Below are 14,472 nucleotides of genomic sequence, written 5' to 3' on the forward strand. Positions count from 1 at the left end.
TTTGCCCTCTAATAGCCTAAAATACGTTGTTTTTGAAAGAAATCCATCTTATATCCTTCAACTATCCCTATCCTCCCTCTTACGGAGGCATTATTGATGTTTACTATAAGGTTAAAGCGTTATCAGATCTTGGCATAAAGATCCATCTTCACTGTTTTGTGGACCGTATCCCAGAGAAAATTGATCGGGAGATCAAGAACATTACGGAAAATGTTTTCTTTTACAAAAAAAAGAAAAACCCACTTCTTTATTTTTCACGAGTTCCTTTTGCTGCTGCCATAAGAAATTCAGAAAATCTTCTTAAAAATCTGACGAGCATAAAAGCACCTATTCTTTTTGAAGGACTGCAAACCTCCAATAGCATCAGCAGGCTAAAAGATAAAGGCTACAAGCTTTATCTGCGCTATCATAATAATGAAACTGAGTATTATAAAGGCCTGTCTTCTTCAGAAAAAAATATATTCAAAAAGATCATTTATACAATTGAATCTTTTAAGTATGCTGCCTATCAAAAAAGAACTTTAAAAGAATTTGAAGGAGTATTCTGCCTTTCCGAGAAGGAATATAATGAGGTAGATTCCTATTCGAAAAATGCGCATCTTATTCATATTTTCCATGGCAACGAATTGGTAAAACGACTGAACAAAAAAGGAGATTATTTTCTTTTCCATGGTGATCTCAGTGTGTCTGATAATAAAAAAGCATTAGAGGAAACCATAAGTTTGTTCCAGAATCTTCCCCAGTACAAACTTATCATAGCATCCGACCGGGCAGGTAAAGATCTGAAGAAGAAGATCAGCAGTATTGTGAATATAAGCCTTGTTCCTATTGAAACTACGGAAAATCTTCATCGTCTTTTTGAAAATGCCCATGCTAACATTCTCCTCTCCTATCAGAATTCCGGAACGAAAGTAAAGCTATTTAATGCTCTCTATAACAGCAGATTTGTCATTATCAACGAGAATATAACAGATGACAGGACTTTAATGAATTTATGCTATTGGGGTTGTACCACCCAAGAGATCCGCGAACAAATCATTGCAACAGCAACAAAAGACTATACTGAAAATGAGATCAGAAGCGAAGTTCTGGAAAAGAAATATTCGGACAATTCAAAAGCTGTAGAAATGGTCAAAGTTATTTTCAAAGATTGACAGCCTGTACTATTTTCTGTACATTAAGCTCTTCCAGGCAAGCCCAATCTCCACGATAGCATTCTTTATCTCCAAAAACAGAACACGGCCTGCAAGTAAGATCTGCAACCTGCACCACATCATTTTCGCTCTGTCCAAAGCCTAAAAATCCAGCATAAGGATGCGTTGCTCCCCAGATAGAAACGCATCTTGTTCCCATAAGACTGGCAAGATGCATATTGGCAGAATCCATAGAGATCATTAATTCCAGTTCTGAAATCTTGGCAAGCTCTTCTGAGAGGTTTAATTTTCCGGAAAGACTCCTGGTGTTGGGAATCTCACTTTCCCACTTCTCAAGGGTTTCTGTTTCTTTTTTTCCACCTCCAAAGAAATAGATGGTATGTTTTTGCGCCAAAATTTTAGCCAGTTCATACGTTTTTTCCAATGGAAGCATTTTTCCTTTATGCTGCGCGAAAGGGGCTAATCCTATCCCGGATTTAGGTCCCGGCAAAGGCCTCAGCTTATGAGAAAGCTCTAATTTAAAACCCATCGCTCTAAAAACATCTGCATAACGCTCAACCGTCTTTTTCAGCTGTACTTTATTCAGGTTCCAGACATCGGTCAGCTCTTCCTTTTCCTCTTTTCCTTTATTTATTTTAAAGACTTTAAGTCCTTTTCTCCTGTTGATCTTATCCAGGATCTTTGTTCGGATCACATCATGAAGATTGGCAACGAAATCAGGGTTAAATTCATTGATCAATTCATTTGCAAGCCTTCTTAGTCCGAAGAGACCTTTGTATTCATCCAGGTTAATTCCTTTAAATGTAACATTAGGAATATCAGCAAACAAGCTTTCAAAATTTTTTCTGGAAACCATTACAATCTCTACATCAGGATTCTGCTCCAGAAACTCCCTGAAGACCGGTGCGGTCATCGCGACGTCACCGAAGGCGGAAAAACGATATGCTAGAATTCTGGTCACGGCTAAGATTTTAGCTGATAGGCAACTGCGTAAAACTTAATCTGTTTGGTCATCGCCATTAATCCATTGGCTCTGGACGGCGAGAGAAATTCCTGAAGTCCGATTTCTGAAATAAACTCAAAATCAGAATCTAAAATTTCCTGCATAGAATGTCCACTGTAGATGCTTACTAAAAGAGAAACAATTCCCTTAGGAAGAATTCCGTCTGAATCAGCATCAAAGAAAAGCTTCCCATCTTTAAATTCAGCATCAATCCAAACCTTACTCTGACAGCCTTTGATGAGATTGTCATCGGTCTTTCTGTCTTCTGGCAGACCTTTTAACTCTTTACCAAGATCAATAATATACTCATACTTTTGTTCCCAGTCATCAAGAAATGCAAATTCTTCGATTATTTCCTGCTGTTTTTCTTTAATGGTCATGTTTTAACAATTATCTTCTGCAAAGATAACCATTTTTATAAAGATTATTATTCTGATGCTTTTTCAAATACTTCCAGAAGTTTTACTTCTTCATTTTCCCAGCAAAGTGCTTTCGATGCTTTTTGAAGTTCTACCTGATAGTTTTTTCTTCCTTTGTTCAGAATTTTATCTACCGCGATCGCAATATTTTCCGGATGATGATCAAGGATTATTTCTCCTACATCAAATTGTTTTTTGATCTTTTGCATCTCCGGCAGATCCGCCAATAATACGGGAACCCGTGATTGAATATAATCCAAAACTTTATTAGGCAGAGAATACAGGTAGCTTTCTCCTCCGTTTTCCTCTATACTCATCCCCACATCTGCTACTGCTGTTATCTTCCTTAAATCTTCAGGCTTCAGTTGGCCTAAAAACGTAACTTTATGCTGAAGGTTTTCTTTCAATACAAGATCTTCATATTCCTTTTTTCTTGGCCCGGTTCCGGCTATTTTTAAAACGACTCCGTCCAGATGATGCATTGCCATAATAGCCTTATCGATCCCACGGAAAGGGTTAATTGATCCCTGGTATAAAAATATTTTAGGATTGTTTTCAGGAATTTCACAGATAGGATCTAAACTTCTTGGTGCATTCTGAACAACAACAGCACTTACTCCATATTTTTTGTGGAACCATTTTGCGTAGCTTTCACTAGCGGTAATCATCCATTTAAGCCTGGGAACGATTTCTTTTTCCAAATACCTCCACAATTTTTGTGACATTTTGCCCTGAATAGCAGGCATTTCTGAAAAAATCTCATGACTGTCAAAAATAAGCGGAATATTGAGTTTTTTAGAAATAAGATAATTGGGAAGCAAAGCATCAAGGTCGTTAGCATGAAGTATAGTATGATGATCTGCTTTTTTCCTTAATTGGTGGTACAGCTTCCAGTTAAACTCAAAATAAGCTGTTTTCAAGCTTTTAGAAGCTAAATGGATTCTGGAAAAAGGATAAGGACGTTCCATTTGTTCTGCCCCTTTCCAGTCATTACCGATCAATTCTATTTCATATCCCTTTTCGTGAAGGGTCTGGCATACCTTCTCTATGCGCTGGTCTGTATACAGATTACTGAAAGCAGAAGTAATTATCTTTTTATTCATTACTTTTTCTTTCCGGCCATCAAATAATACACCTGAATAAAGCAGATCAGTCCATTCGGAATGATGACAGGCCAAAGCATTCCATTGAAGATACCATAAATGACAAAGCAGATACACCCTATCATATTGACTATTCTAATTTTTCTTACATCTTTCAGTATAAAACTCAGTACTATGAAAATTGATGCAGAATATCCAATATAAGTAGTAATTTCGGGATTCATGGGGAAATTTTAAAGGATAACAAACTTAATCATTTTCAATAAGATAATAAAATTTTTTCTGCCATAAAGTCATTAATTGATTTTTGGTAAAATATTTGTAATTTAGATAATGAATAAATGGCACCGCCGCCATTATTCTAATGAGATATATTATGGATTATAAGTTTTCACAAGGTTTGAGCCAAGTGTTCAAACAAAGCAAGAGCGAAGCTAAAAGGCTGAAAAGTGAATTTCTTAATACAGAACACCTACTTTTAGGTATTATAAAAACGGAAAACTCTGCAAAAGAAATCCTTCAAAGCCTTAATGCGGATTTAACACAAATCAGAAGAAAAATTGAAACTTTAAATACAGCAAGTCTTAATCCTATTTCTGAAGAGGTTACCAATATTTCTTTCACCAAGATGGCAGATCATGCCATCAAACGTGCAGAGCTGGAATGCAGACAATATAAAAGCAATGAAATTAATACCGTTCACCTGCTTTTAGGCATTCTTTATAAATATGAGGATCCTACTTCAAATATTTTAGGCGCTTACGATATTGATTATGAAGGAGTTTCAAAAGAATATCAGACCATGCTTAAAAACTCCGGTCAGGCTCCCCAAATGAGTGCTTATGACGATGATGATGACCGAGAGGAATTTGAGCAGATGAGAAAGCCTACAGGTAATTTAGGTTCTGCTAAAAGTAAAACGCCTACATTGGATAACTTTGGTAGAGACTTAACTTCTTTGGCCAGAGACGGAAAATTGGACCCTGTTATTGGTCGTGAGAAAGAAATTGAGAGAGTTTCTCAGATCTTATCACGAAGAAAGAAAAACAATCCTCTTCTTATCGGTGAACCCGGAGTTGGTAAATCTGCGATTGCAGAAGGACTGGCTTTAAGAATTCAGCAGAAGAAGGTTTCAAGAGTTCTTTACGGAAAGCGTGTCATTACTTTGGATCTTGCGAGTTTAGTTGCAGGAACAAAATACCGTGGTCAGTTTGAAGAAAGAATGAAAGCCATCATGACGGAGCTGGAAAAAAACAGAGATGTCATCTTATTCATCGATGAGCTTCACACTATTGTAGGTGCCGGAAGTTCTACTGGAAGTCTGGATGCATCGAATATGTTCAAACCTGCCCTGGCAAGAGGGGAAATTCAATGCATCGGGGCAACGACTCTGGATGAATACCGTCAGTATATTGAGAAAGACGGTGCTTTGGAAAGAAGATTCCAGAAAGTAATGGTAGAACCTACCAATATTGAGGAAACCATTCAGATCCTGAATCAGATTAAAGATAAATATGAAGAACATCATAATGTAGTGTATACGCCTGAAGCAATTCTGGCTTGTGTCAACCTGACATCAAGATATATTACAGACCGTTTCTTACCGGACAAAGCTATTGATGCCATGGACGAAGCGGGATCCCGTGTTTACATCAAAAACATGAAGGTTCCTACCGAGATCATTGATTTTGAGAAAAAAATTGAGGATATCAAAGAAATGAAGCAGAAAGCTGTCAAAGCTCAGGATTATCTTGAGGCCAGAAAGCTTAAAGATGAAGAGGAACGTCTTCAGATGGAACTCAATTCTGCTCAGGATAAATGGGACAAAGATGTAAAAGAGAAAAAAGAAACCGTAACGGAAGAAAATGTAGCGGAAGTGGTTTCTATGATGAGTGGTGTTCCGGTAACGAAAGTTGGCAAGAATGAGCTTGATAAGTTAGCTCAGATGGATGAAAAACTAAACGGAAAAGTGATCGGTCAGGAAGATGCTGTGAAGAAGGTTGTGAAAGCAATTCAGAGAAACAGAGCCGGTCTTAAAGATCCGAACCGTCCGATTGGTACATTTATTTTCCTTGGAACCACCGGGGTTGGTAAAACTGAGTTGGCCAAAGTAATGGCTAGAGAGCTTTTTGAATCTGATGAATCTCTGATCCGGATTGACATGAGTGAATACATGGAGAAGTTTGCAGTTTCAAGATTGGTGGGTGCGCCTCCGGGATACGTTGGATACGAGGAAGGTGGACAGCTAACTGAAGCGGTAAGAAGAAAACCTTATGCTGTGGTTCTTCTGGATGAGATTGAAAAAGCTCACCCTGATGTATTCAATATTCTGTTGCAGATCCTGGATGAAGGTCATGTTACGGATAGTTTAGGAAGAAAAATCGACTTTAGAAATACGATTATCATCCTGACCTCCAACATTGGAACAAGAGATCTTAAAGATTTCGGAGACGGTGTAGGATTCGGAACTTCGGCTAAAAAGACAGGAACTGATACAAGAGCAAGAAGTACCATTGAAAATGCCCTTAAAAAAGCATTTGCACCGGAATTCTTAAACAGAATTGATGATATTGTGATCTTCAACTCTCTGGTACAGGATGATATCAAGAAAATTATCGATATCGAACTGAACAAGCTTTACGGCAGATTGGAAAAATTAGGCTACAAAGTTGAATTGACTGAAGAGGCAAAAGACTTTATTTCTGAAAAAGGATGGGATAAAGACTTTGGCGCAAGACCGTTAAAACGTGCGATTCAGAAATATATTGAAGACTTATTGGCAGAAATGCTGGTAAACAAACAATTAAATGAAGGAGAAACCGTGGTTCTTGAAGTAAATGAAGCCAAAGACGGCTTGACCGGAAAAACGTCAAAGCCTAAAAAAACAGCTGAAAAGTCTTCTTAGATTGTAAACAAATAATATAACAATAGTAAAAAGCACCGGAATTTTTCCGGTGCTTTTTTATGTTTGGACTAAACCAATTTTGGATTGCCCGGTGCACAAAAATAAAACGGACTGAAGCCCGTTTCATTACTATGTAAGTTCTGCGATTCATTTTCACAGATTTTTTATCGAAAGGCGCTGAATCTACAATCCTACTACAAAACCTATGTTCGGAACCAGTCCGCTTGAGAATACACTTGAATTTTCTTTCCAGAGTACATTATACATCACCCCTAACTGCATAAAGGAATTCCCTCCTATTCTTTGCATATATTCGCCGCCAAGATACAGAGCTGTTTCCTGCTCGTTCACTTTATAATCGTAAAATTTGTCTTTATAATTGATAAAATACTGCTGAAGATTGGCCCCTACATAAAATGATCTGGCAAAATAATAATTGGCGAATGGTCCTACCCCAAACATTGTTGATTTATAGTAATTGGAAGTCTGCCAGGAAACGCTGCCTATAACCCCTGCCTCAAGATCATCAGTAAGTCTGTATCCCACTCTTGGAGAAGCCTGAAGATAAAAAGCACTGTTGCTTCCGAAACCCAATCCAATTCCACCACCGAACGTCCAGCGATTGACTTCTGATGTTGGTGTTCCTACTGAAACCTGGGAAAATAAAGATAGGGAACAGAAAATAGATAATGCAAGAAATGTTTTTTTCATAACGATATGATTTGGTGTTACAAATTACTAAAATTTAAGTAATCAGTTTTTCTTTTTATTTTTCATTTTAAATAAATACCATCCCTCTCCTATTTCCCGGATAAAAAGCATTCCGCCGGGATCCATGACCGTGATTTCATTCTTCTTTTCAGTATAAAAATACCCTACCGCATTATTTTCCATACTGCAGATTACAAATGCCAATGTATCTCTTGTAAAAGGAAGGTATTCACTAATATCAGAAATGGTCAGTTGATAATAACCGTTCATAAACCTCTGATTCTTTTGTGGATCAGTATCATCTTTATTTAAATTTCTAAATTTTATAAATTCTTCTTTTAAAGCATTGAATTGTGGTTTCAGTTTGACAAAATGGTCTATAAGTTCATCGTCAGACCGGTTTCCAAGCTCATCTATGCTTTTTATATAATTAAATTGTTTTCCGGAGGTAAAAAGTTTCTGCTCATCCTTACTTTTCAATACAGCTTCCACCTGCTTTTCGGTAAGATCTCTTGCAAAAGCTACATAAGCAAAGGTGATGTCCGGAAGTTTTTGCGCATCAAAGATTTTCCAGTCATTTTTAACTTTCCTGAAATACAGATAAAAATCATATTGCTTCCTGTTTTTGTCCGTTGCAGTCACATCGACGACTTTATAATTTTCACCAGCATTAAATTCTCTGTAACCTAATCCATAATCTGTATTATATCTCTTTCATATTCCAATTCAATATCCCGGTTTTCAAAAAGATACTTCTGGTATTTTTCTTTCTGGTTCCGATTTGATAATATCAACTTTGCGATTTCTATAGGAGTCTTTTGAGCAGAAAACCACCCGGAAATCAGACTTAGGATGACAATACATAAGTTTTTCACGGAATATTTGATCAACTATCGTTTTTATCGATGGTTAAAATTATGGTTTTTTTACGAATTTTTTTAATCGTATTTTTGCCGGGTCAAACTAAGAACTCCCGTTAAGAGTTTCGTAAAATTGAAATAAAATGAAAGTAGTAGTAGGTTTATCTGGAGGTGTGGATTCCAGTGTTACAGCGTATTTGTTGCAACAGCAAGGCCATGAAGTGGTTGCTTTGTTTATGAGAAACTGGAATGATGCTTCGGTAACGCTGGAGGATGAATGCCCATGGATTGAAGACAGTAATGATGCCCTGATGGTAGCCCAGAAGCTGGGAATTCCTTTTCAGGTGATTGATATGAGCGAGCTTTACAAAGAGCGTATCGTAGATTATATGTTTGATGAATATCAGAAAGGAAGAACTCCGAATCCTGATGTTTTGTGCAACAGAGAAGTAAAATTTGATGTTTTCATGAAAACTGCGATGTCTTTAGGAGCTGATAAAGTAGCTACAGGACATTATGCACAGGTTAATTCCACTTTTGACGAGAACGGAAAGGAAATTTTTCATCTTTTAGCCGGAAAAGACAACAATAAAGACCAGTCGTATTTTCTATGTCAGCTGAGTCAGGACCAGTTATCGAAAGCTTTGTTTCCTATTGGAGAACTTACAAAACCGCAGGTAAGGGAAATCGCTAAAGAGATAGGACTTGTCACTGCAGATAAAAAAGATTCTCAGGGATTATGTTTTATCGGAAAGGTAAGTCTGCCTCAGTTTTTACAGCAGCAGTTGGTTCCCAAAGAAGGGGAAATTGTAGAAATATTCAAGGACTCTCCTTTGTTTTCAGTAGAAAAACCTGAGTTTTCTTCAAAAGAGGAAGAGCTTGAGTTTTTAACCCGGAAAATCAATTATAAAAGAACGGACGGTAAAGTCATCGGAAAGCATCAGGGGGCTCAATTTTTCACGATCGGACAAAGTAAGGGACTTGGTATAGGCGGACACAAGGAAAGCTGTTTTATCATCTCCAGAGACATGGAAAACAACATTATATTTGTAGGTGAAGGTCACAGTTCTCCCGGTCTGCACAAAAAAGCATTAAAAATTGACAATTCAGAATTGCACTGGGTTCGTGAGGATATGAAGCTGGACAATGGTGGTTCTATGGAAGTCATGGCAAGATTCAGATACAGACAGGCTCTGCAAAAAGCGGTTCTGTATCATTTTGAAAATGCATCTTATATTGAATTTGAAGAACCTCAGTCAGCCATAGCAGAAGGTCAGTTTGCAGCCTGGTATCTTGATGAGGAGTTGATTGGAAGCGGCGTTATTGCCTGATAAAAAGTTTTTGAAAATTTTCTGTAACGAATTTTGAGTTGTTAGACTTACTCTGTAAATAACAATAAAAAATACTCCTATGAAAACGACTTCAAAAAACGATTATGCATCTGTCAATCTCTTTTTAATCCCGCTTGTAAGTGCTGTTTTTGGCTATAATTTCTACCAGATGATGGTACATCCGGAAAAATCCAATATTGCAGCGACCCTTATTCTTGTAGTGATCACATCTGTGATGGTCCGCAAATATGGCTACAAGCCTGTAAAAGAAGAATATAAAAAATAAATGAACCTCATTGATCTCTATAAATCCCGAAGCATTCATGTTTCGGGTTTCTTTTGATCAATATGTATTTTACTATTTGATCTTATGCTTGAAATCAGTTGACATAAAAATCACAAATACAATAATCTCTGCAACCAGAATACTGAATAAAATCCCTACTGGCCGGTCTATACTTATTCCTCTGATTAATTTTACAACCCCCATCATGAAAATGAACAACATGAAGTACAAAGAAGTAGCTGAATCATTTTCTCTGAAGGGTTTTAAACAGAAAACAGAGATGTAGAACCCTAAGAGCATCATTAAATAAAACTTCAGAAATTCCGGTCCTCTTACCATAATGGGGTTGAGCGTATGGCAGAATATTTCCAGTCCTGTAAAACTTACCCCGATAGGTACAGAATGAATGATTATCTTTTTCATAGCTTTCAATTTTAACCTCCACATCCGCCGCCGCAACCCCCGCAACCGCCGCCGCATCCACTACTGCAGCCGGAACTTCCTCCATCACTGCTTCCGCCAATACTGCCATCATCTTTCTTTTTACTGGTATTATTTTCGATGTCTCCCTGAAATGCACCAACAACATGAAAGAAAATGAGAAAGCCTATGATGGGTAATGCCAATAGTGTTAATGATCCTAAAACTTCCCCCAGACAAGACGACAACATGAAAGGCACGATCAATAACGGGATGACCCTCCGTCTTTTCAGCCAAATTGTCATGATTCCTTTTTTTTGTTTTGGGTGCCAGATCTCTTCGGGGGCTTCGTGCCGAAAAACGTTATGATAATTTTTCAAAGTATCTGAAAACCAGCTCTGATGTTTGTTTTTTTCTTTAGAACCACCTTTCGAAGGATGATGGTGAAGGGATCTTTTAAGGACTTTGGGACAGAATTCTTCCCAGTAATTCTGGGTGTAAATCAGGTGCATATGCCATACTTTATCAACGGTTTCGCTTGGAGAGGCTCCATTGGGAAGGATGCAGCAGAGGTACACAAATTTTTTATACTCCTGAATGGCTTTCTGGGCAAAATCTAATGTCCAGCGTTCTTCTTTTGCCAGTTTTTTCGAAAAAGGAAAATCAGCATCCGAAGCATCGAGTGAAAAGCTTTGAATCCGGTTCCAAAGGGTTTCATCTTTTAATAAGATTGTTGTTTCCATTGTGTTAACTTTTATTTTTCTATTCAAATATCATTTGATTTCAAAATATAAAAGTCTTTCATTTGTCTTATCTGGACGCATAAAAATCTTATATTAGTCTTATAAAACAGAAGAATGAAAAAGGAAGATATTCAGCATCTTGAGAAACTGATGAACTTTTTAGGTCAGCATTTTTTAAAGAAAAATCATTGGGAAGGAGTGACCAAGACGGAATGGTCGTACATCAGCGCAGAACTCAACGATCTGATTATTAATGATCATTCGGAAAAAGGCATCAAAAAAGAGCCGGATCTCCTGGGGTCCAACTACCTCTATGAACACCTGATCATCAACAAATTAAAGAAATACAAACAGCATGAAAATGCTGTCCTGAGCAGGCCGAATCTTGCTAAATTAAGTCTGATTGTAAAAGTTTTAGGGTATTCCAATTACATTGATTTCATTAATTCTAACACAGACGCATTCAATTTCAATGATCTGAGGATCGACATGAATAATGTGAATCAGAATACAGCCCTTCTAGACCGCCTGGTGGGCTGCTGGTATTCCTACAACAGAAATCTTCCGGAGAACCCTTTAACGGCAAGAGAAGAACGCATCTGGAGGTCTGCGATGGAGATCTATAAGTCTGAAACCACCGGTGAGTATTTCATCGAAAGAAGTGGTGGCGATCATCATAAATATTTCGGAAAGGTAACGGCGTACTCAGATTATGTGTTCATCATCATGAACAGCAATACGTTTATTCGCCAGCGACATTTTATCTCAAGGATAAAAGATATCAAGGAAAAACTCAAAAATCCAGAATATAAGCTCCATGAAGTTCATTTTATAAGTACATGTATTAGTTTTAATCAGGAGCCGATAGCCCTGTTTGAAATATTTCAGAAGGCAGACCGAAAGACTTTTATTTCTGACTCGATCAGCTTCCCGATTGACAGTGATGAAATTCCTCCCTCTATTTTAAAACAACTTGAGGACACTGAGTCTAACAGAATAGATTACAGGTAGATGAATTCGAGTTTTTGGAAAGTGATAAGTTATAAATGATGAGTTATTTGGTGCAGGGTTTGGAATTGGTACCTTTCACATTTCAATTGTGTGGTAAAACTGCCCATTGACGCTCCTCAATCTAAATCTACTTAAAAACTCACCATTGACTTGCAAAGCAAATTCACCATTAACGTTCATCAATCTAAGCCTTAACGTCAATGTCTGATGTCTTGTTTCTTATGTCTGATATCTACGATCTTCCTCTACCCCACCAGCCATTCCTTAAAATCCTTTACCCTGTCCCTGCTCACGGTTATTTCTTCCTGTGGCTGAAATTCCATATCGACTTTGTAATAAGGAGAAGTATGGATGTTTTTTATATAATCTGAATTGATGATAAACTGTCTGTTAACACGGAAAAACTTCTTTTCTTCAAGAATGTCTTCCAGCTCATCGAGTGTGAAATCTGACGGATAAACTCTTTCATCTGTCTGGAGATACACAATCTTATTTTCACTGAAAAAACAGCTAATTTCCTGTGTCTGAACAATTTTCAGGTTATATCCGATCTTTACCAGAACTCTGGAAAGGGTAGATTTTTCTTTTCTGATCAACTGCTTAATATCTTCAGAACCAGCTGTATTATTGGATGGAATGAAAGACTTAAACTTCTCTACAGCCCCGGAAAGATCTTCCTCCAGAATTGGTTTAAGAAGGTAGTCAATGCTGTTCAGTTTAAATGCTTTCAGAGTATACTGATCAAAAGCAGTCGTATAAATAATAAACCCTTTAGTGGGTACTTTTTCAAAAATATCGAAAGAAAGGCCATCTCCCAGAACGATGTCAGAAAAAATCAGTTGCGGGTGCTCATTTTCAGAGAACCAGGCGATCCCTTCTTCTACCGACTCTATTTTGGCAACCACCTCTATTTCAGGGAAATTACTCAACATTCTTTTCAATTTCCTTGAGGCCGGTTTTTCATCTTCGATAATGACAGTCTTGATCATTGAGTTACAGTTTTTAGTTTAAATTGGGAATAAAAGTAGATAAAAAATAAACAGCTTAAAAATCAATGTTCTTTTTACCTTTTCTCATCTCCTTTTCTATGATATTTCTTTCCCATTCTGCGTCCAGCAGAAATAGCTTTACCGCCTTTATCGTGAGAAAACTTCCCCAAATGACCAAAATAAAATAACCATCAAATAAGGAGAAATTAATCGATCCATTTTCAAAAAGGTTATCAAAAAAGATAATTCCGGCTACTATTCCAAACCAAAGAAGGTTCTTGTAAAATTTTTTCAGCTGAGAGACTCTTTCGTAGGCGCTATTGTAATCCATGATTGTTAATGTTTTTGCTATCTGTTATAAGGTTTTTGTGCTTTCGGAGTCCTGACCCATTAATTCTTTAATTTTCTTTTGTTCCCAATCTTTTCCTATCCCGAATACGTTCACAGCATGAGCAACAATTCCTATTCCCCATCCTAACATGGGCCAGTAGAACCATAAATGACTTGGAGATGTAAGTAAATTCAATGCGATTAAAAACGGAATTACAAGACAATATGAGGTAAGATTTCCGTAGAATCCTTTCAGCTCTTTTACTCTTCTGGCTGCTCTTTTGTAAGCTTGTGTTTCTTTTGTGTATCCTATTGTTTCCATAATTTTTAATTTAAAAAGGTTAGTTGGTCTTTTTGTTGAATCAAAGGTAGATCAGAAATGGGCCATCATTCAACTTTATATAACTGAGCCGTAGAATATGCTTTCTGAATGGTAAAAAGTTGGATTCAGCAGTTATTGGCATAAAGAAAGATGTATTCTTTCTTTTCTAAATTGTATCGAGGATAAAATCCTTGAGTCTTTAATGCTTAGCCAACATACACCACATTCATTTTAATCTCCCACAGATTTTGCGGATTACACAGATCATTGCGCTGGAATAATTGGTTTTTGAAAATGGGATCAGTAAATGAAAGGAATAAGTTTTTTCGTCTTTTTTCTATATTCTAAATACTCATCTCCAAATTTTTCAACCAGAGCCTGTTCTTCGACTTTGATCCGGTACGTGAAAGCAAAAAATGGTGGCAGAAAGGCCAGAAGCAGAGAAAACCAGTTATTCAGATACAGACCTAATCCCAAAGAAGTCAGGAGTGAAAATGCATAGGAAGGATGTCTCAGGTATTTGTAAAAACCTTCTTTTTTGATCTGATGATCGTTTTTTATCGTTACATCGACTGTAAAATACTTACCTAAAGATCTGATAATAATCAATCTAAAGACAATTCCCAGGAGGATGAACGCTTCGCCAAGATAGAAGATCCAGACCTTTTCAGCGATTGGAAATCTCGTCATATAAGCTATTGATACAGAAGCTGCAATGGAGAAAGGAATCGCCAGCCACAAAATATTCAAAGTAGATTTATCTTTGTCTTTCTTATCTTCTTTCCCGGATTTTAGCATGTTCTTATACAGGATTTCTGTAAGAAACCATACAGCCATTGAGATGTAGAACAGGATTTGTAATGAATGCATATTTTTTTATTTAAG

17 protein-coding genes are annotated in these 14,472 nt (G+C 37.1%); 5 read left to right on the forward strand and 12 right to left on the reverse strand.

Annotated features, from left to right (window positions below):
- Nucleotides 1-32 precede the first annotated feature (32 nt).
- Complete coding sequence (locus BW964_RS12870) at nucleotides 33-1,154, forward strand: hypothetical protein (RefSeq protein WP_123911959.1); 1,122 nt, start codon at nucleotides 33-35, stop codon at nucleotides 1,152-1,154.
- Here BW964_RS12870 and BW964_RS12875 read toward each other — a convergent pair.
- Genes BW964_RS12875 through BW964_RS12890 form a run of 4 tightly spaced genes read right to left on the reverse strand, consistent with a single transcriptional unit; the run spans nucleotide 1,144 to nucleotide 3,903 of the window.
- Complete coding sequence (locus BW964_RS12875; RefSeq protein WP_228432014.1) at nucleotides 1,144-2,115, reverse strand: glycosyltransferase family 9 protein; 972 nt, start codon at nucleotides 2,113-2,115, stop codon at nucleotides 1,144-1,146. The two genes, BW964_RS12870 and BW964_RS12875, sit on opposite strands and share 11 nt — an antisense overlap.
- A gap of 2 nt (nucleotides 2,116-2,117) precedes the next feature.
- On the reverse strand, nucleotides 2,118-2,537 hold the full coding sequence (locus BW964_RS12880) for a SufE family protein (RefSeq protein WP_073328384.1): 420 nt from the start codon (nucleotides 2,535-2,537) through the stop codon (nucleotides 2,118-2,120).
- A gap of 47 nt (nucleotides 2,538-2,584) precedes the next feature.
- Complete coding sequence (locus BW964_RS12885; protein WP_076507717.1) at nucleotides 2,585-3,679, reverse strand: glycosyltransferase; 1,095 nt, start codon at nucleotides 3,677-3,679, stop codon at nucleotides 2,585-2,587.
- Complete coding sequence (locus tag BW964_RS12890) at nucleotides 3,679-3,903, reverse strand: uroporphyrinogen decarboxylase (RefSeq protein ID WP_073328390.1); 225 nt, start codon at nucleotides 3,901-3,903, stop codon at nucleotides 3,679-3,681. The genes BW964_RS12885 and BW964_RS12890 overlap by 1 nt, the downstream gene beginning before the upstream one ends.
- A gap of 152 nt (nucleotides 3,904-4,055) precedes the next feature.
- Between BW964_RS12890 and BW964_RS12895 the strand changes: the two genes are divergently transcribed.
- The gene (locus BW964_RS12895) at nucleotides 4,056-6,584 is read left to right on the forward strand and encodes an ATP-dependent Clp protease ATP-binding subunit (RefSeq protein ID WP_076507719.1); all 2,529 of its coding nucleotides are present in this window, start codon (nucleotides 4,056-4,058) and stop codon (nucleotides 6,582-6,584) included.
- A 183-nt stretch (nucleotides 6,585-6,767) separates the two neighbouring features.
- On the opposite strand, the gene BW964_RS12900 is transcribed toward BW964_RS12895, so the two are convergent.
- Both BW964_RS12900 and BW964_RS12905 read right to left on the reverse strand, forming a co-directional pair.
- Complete coding sequence (locus BW964_RS12900) at nucleotides 6,768-7,295, reverse strand: hypothetical protein (RefSeq protein ID WP_076507720.1); 528 nt, start codon at nucleotides 7,293-7,295, stop codon at nucleotides 6,768-6,770.
- A gap of 42 nt (nucleotides 7,296-7,337) precedes the next feature.
- Nucleotides 7,338-7,937 carry a hypothetical protein gene (locus BW964_RS12905; protein ID WP_076507722.1) on the reverse strand — a complete coding sequence of 200 codons (600 nt, stop codon included), beginning with the start codon at nucleotides 7,935-7,937 and terminating at the stop codon, nucleotides 7,338-7,340.
- A 361-nt stretch (nucleotides 7,938-8,298) separates the two neighbouring features.
- On the opposite strand from BW964_RS12905, the gene mnmA reads away from it, so the two are divergent.
- Complete coding sequence (mnmA, locus tag BW964_RS12915; RefSeq protein WP_076507725.1) at nucleotides 8,299-9,486, forward strand: tRNA 2-thiouridine(34) synthase MnmA; 1,188 nt, start codon at nucleotides 8,299-8,301, stop codon at nucleotides 9,484-9,486.
- A 79-nt stretch (nucleotides 9,487-9,565) separates the two neighbouring features.
- Nucleotides 9,566-9,772 carry a hypothetical protein gene (locus BW964_RS12920; protein WP_076507727.1) on the forward strand — a complete coding sequence of 69 codons (207 nt, stop codon included), beginning with the start codon at nucleotides 9,566-9,568 and terminating at the stop codon, nucleotides 9,770-9,772.
- A gap of 72 nt (nucleotides 9,773-9,844) precedes the next feature.
- Here the strand turns inward: BW964_RS12920 and BW964_RS12925 are convergent, their stop codons facing one another.
- Together BW964_RS12925 and BW964_RS12930 are read right to left on the reverse strand one after the other, a co-directional pair.
- Entirely contained in the window at nucleotides 9,845-10,195 is a 351-nt protein-coding gene (locus tag BW964_RS12925; protein ID WP_076507729.1) for a hypothetical protein, read from the reverse strand.
- A gap of 11 nt (nucleotides 10,196-10,206) precedes the next feature.
- Entirely contained in the window at nucleotides 10,207-10,935 is a 729-nt protein-coding gene (locus BW964_RS12930) for a glycine-rich domain-containing protein (RefSeq protein WP_076507730.1), read from the reverse strand.
- 114 nt (nucleotides 10,936-11,049) lie between these two features.
- On the opposite strand from BW964_RS12930, the gene BW964_RS12935 reads away from it, so the two are divergent.
- Nucleotides 11,050-11,946, forward strand: a complete 897-nt coding sequence (locus tag BW964_RS12935; RefSeq protein WP_076507732.1) for a hypothetical protein — start codon at nucleotides 11,050-11,052, stop codon at nucleotides 11,944-11,946.
- 245 nt (nucleotides 11,947-12,191) lie between these two features.
- Here BW964_RS12935 and BW964_RS12940 read toward each other — a convergent pair whose 3' ends face one another.
- From BW964_RS12940 to BW964_RS12955, 4 genes are all read right to left on the reverse strand, one after another.
- The gene (locus tag BW964_RS12940) at nucleotides 12,192-12,935 is read right to left on the reverse strand and encodes a LytR/AlgR family response regulator transcription factor (protein WP_084175841.1); all 744 of its coding nucleotides are present in this window, start codon (nucleotides 12,933-12,935) and stop codon (nucleotides 12,192-12,194) included.
- A 55-nt stretch (nucleotides 12,936-12,990) separates the two neighbouring features.
- A complete protein-coding gene (locus tag BW964_RS12945; RefSeq protein ID WP_076507733.1) occupies nucleotides 12,991-13,266 on the reverse strand; it encodes a 2TM domain-containing protein in 276 nt (91 codons plus the stop codon).
- Between the two features lie 24 nt (nucleotides 13,267-13,290).
- Nucleotides 13,291-13,587, reverse strand: coding sequence for a 2TM domain-containing protein (locus BW964_RS12950; protein WP_076507735.1), 297 nt, complete (start codon nucleotides 13,585-13,587; stop codon nucleotides 13,291-13,293).
- A gap of 300 nt (nucleotides 13,588-13,887) precedes the next feature.
- On the reverse strand, nucleotides 13,888-14,457 hold the full coding sequence (locus tag BW964_RS12955; RefSeq protein ID WP_076507736.1) for a methyltransferase family protein: 570 nt from the start codon (nucleotides 14,455-14,457) through the stop codon (nucleotides 13,888-13,890).
- Nucleotides 14,458-14,472 lie beyond the last annotated feature (15 nt).

This window comes from Chryseobacterium shigense, assembly GCF_900156575.1.
Taxonomy (GTDB): domain Bacteria; phylum Bacteroidota; class Bacteroidia; order Flavobacteriales; family Weeksellaceae; genus Chryseobacterium; species Chryseobacterium shigense.

Bases quoted from the DNA above. Each gene is read 5' to 3' on its own strand.
- BW964_RS12880 (WP_073328384.1), bottom strand. From the start codon at position 2,537: ATGACCATTAAAGAAAAACAGCAGGAAATAATCGAAGAATTTGCATTT.
- BW964_RS12885 (WP_076507717.1), bottom strand. From the start codon at position 3,679: ATGAATAAAAAGATAATTACTTCTGCTTTCAGTAATCTGTATACAGAC.
- BW964_RS12890 (WP_073328390.1), bottom strand. From the start codon at position 3,903: ATGAATCCCGAAATTACTACTTATATTGGATATTCTGCATCAATTTTC.
- BW964_RS12895 (WP_076507719.1), top strand. From the start codon at position 4,056: ATGGATTATAAGTTTTCACAAGGTTTGAGCCAAGTGTTCAAACAAAGC.
- BW964_RS12900 (WP_076507720.1), bottom strand. From the start codon at position 7,295: ATGAAAAAAACATTTCTTGCATTATCTATTTTCTGTTCCCTATCTTTA.
- mnmA (WP_076507725.1), top strand. From the start codon at position 8,299: ATGAAAGTAGTAGTAGGTTTATCTGGAGGTGTGGATTCCAGTGTTACA.
- BW964_RS12920 (WP_076507727.1), top strand. From the start codon at position 9,566: ATGAAAACGACTTCAAAAAACGATTATGCATCTGTCAATCTCTTTTTA.
- BW964_RS12925 (WP_076507729.1), bottom strand. From the start codon at position 10,195: ATGAAAAAGATAATCATTCATTCTGTACCTATCGGGGTAAGTTTTACA.
- BW964_RS12930 (WP_076507730.1), bottom strand. From the start codon at position 10,935: ATGGAAACAACAATCTTATTAAAAGATGAAACCCTTTGGAACCGGATT.
- BW964_RS12935 (WP_076507732.1), top strand. From the start codon at position 11,050: ATGAAAAAGGAAGATATTCAGCATCTTGAGAAACTGATGAACTTTTTA.
- BW964_RS12940 (WP_084175841.1), bottom strand. From the start codon at position 12,935: ATGATCAAGACTGTCATTATCGAAGATGAAAAACCGGCCTCAAGGAAA.
- BW964_RS12945 (WP_076507733.1), bottom strand. From the start codon at position 13,266: ATGGATTACAATAGCGCCTACGAAAGAGTCTCTCAGCTGAAAAAATTT.
- BW964_RS12950 (WP_076507735.1), bottom strand. From the start codon at position 13,587: ATGGAAACAATAGGATACACAAAAGAAACACAAGCTTACAAAAGAGCA.
- BW964_RS12955 (WP_076507736.1), bottom strand. From the start codon at position 14,457: ATGCATTCATTACAAATCCTGTTCTACATCTCAATGGCTGTATGGTTT.